The organism is Nonomuraea sp. 10N515B (genome assembly GCF_052245915.1).
Lineage (GTDB): Bacteria > Actinomycetota > Actinomycetes > Streptosporangiales > Streptosporangiaceae > Nonomuraea.
Genome location: NZ_JBQQBQ010000182.1, coordinates 1 through 1,507, shown reverse-complemented (window position 1 = coordinate 1,507; position 1,507 = coordinate 1). Strand labels below are relative to the sequence as shown.

The following is a 1,507-nucleotide window of genomic DNA, read 5'->3' as shown; positions in this document are numbered from 1 at the left end:
CCTGGTCCGCGCCGGGGCCACGTTCGTCAAGGGCAAGCTCGTCGAGCGGCCCGAGGAATCACCGACGATCGGGGGTAAGTCGAAAGCTGCTTAAGAAACTTGATCCACAGGTCTTGACGATTGCTCCGCTGACGAGGGGCGTATCAGAGCTCTCTACACCACCCCTATCGAAAGCCTCAACGAACTGTTGGACCCGGCGATGGGATACACAGCTCAACTGCTTCAAGAGCAGATTCCGAAAGCATACGAAGCGCGGGCGGTCGTGGTCGGCTCGGAGGTTTTCACGCTGCGCATCGACTCCAGAAGCGACCGGGGCCGTACCGACTGGCGCAGCGATTACGACTCGCTGACCTACGCCGATATCGACCTTCCCGCCGACTTCCAAGAGGGCTTGGTGGAGCTGCACCGGCGCCTTGGCCTGGTCTATGGTGCCGCAGATCTGATCTGCGACGCTAACGGCCGCTGGTGGTTCTTGGAGACCAACCAGCGTGGGGAGTGGGGTTGGCTGGCGGACGAGACCGGTGTGCCGGTCGCCGACGCCCTCGCTGACATCTTGGAGGAAGGGCCATCGTGGGCCAGATAGGGCCGCCTGACGGGCAGAGCATTGAGACGCTGGCGAACGGTCTGGTCGAGAGCCTGCGATCGCAGGGCCGCCTCACCGACCCTGCGTGGGAGCGAGCGCTACGCGAGGTGCGCCGCGATCTGTTCGCACCCCCGAGAGCTTGGGCCAAGCCTGACAACAGCCAGGCAGGAGGCCCCATCGATCGCGACACCGCACCCCAGGAGTGGTGGAACGCCGTGTATTCCGATACGTCTCTGGTCATCCAGGCGGACGATGGGGCCGGAGATCCGGCCAGCGGAATGGGCATGATCACCTCATCGCTTTCGGCGCCAGGCGTGGTGATCGAGTTCCTGGAGCTACTTGCCCCCAACCGTGACGATCGAGTCCTGGACGTCGGCACCGCCTCAGGATGGACGGCTGCCCTGCTGTCATGGCGTGTCAGTCAGGTCGGTGTCACCTCGATCGAGGTGGATGGCCAGGTCGCGGCCCAGGCCTCGGCCAACCTCAAGACGGCGGGATTCGCGCCTCATCTGATCGTCGGCGATGGCACCGAGGGGTGTACCGAACGCGCTCCGTTCGAGCGCATCCACGTCACGGCGGGGGTGTCTGCCATTCCCCTGTCGTGGGTCGAGCAGACTCGACCTGGCGGGGTGATCGTGATGCCGTGGCAGCCCAACAGTGGACTGGGCCACAAGTTGCGGCTCGAAGTCACCTCGGCAGGTACGGCGGTGGGGTCCTTCCACGGACCCGCCGCCTATATGATGCTGCGCTCGCAGCGGCACGGCAGCACCTGGAATCCCCATCACTACGAGGAGGCCGGTTCACGTCCAGGGAGATGGTGTGCGGGTGATCAAGCCTTGGACTGGTACGGGTGAGATCCATGTGACAAGAGACGGCCACTCCGTAATCCTTCGATTCGCTCATATCAACACGAAGGGGACGAAG

2 protein-coding genes are annotated in these 1,507 nt (G+C 64.0%); both read left to right on the top strand.

Features of this window, described 5'->3' with window-relative positions; translation table 11 throughout:
• The first annotated feature begins 199 nt into the window (after positions 1 to 199).
• On the top strand, positions 200 to 583 hold the full coding sequence (locus ACTWQA_RS58890; RefSeq protein WP_443167478.1) for a hypothetical protein: 384 nt from the start codon (positions 200 to 202) through the stop codon (positions 581 to 583).
• A gap of 107 nt (positions 584 to 690) precedes the next feature.
• Positions 691 to 1,437 (top strand): protein-L-isoaspartate O-methyltransferase family protein, encoded by a 747-nt coding sequence (locus tag ACTWQA_RS58885; RefSeq protein ID WP_443167477.1) that lies wholly within the window; start codon positions 691 to 693, stop codon positions 1,435 to 1,437.
• Positions 1,438 to 1,507: the final 70 nt, after the last annotated feature.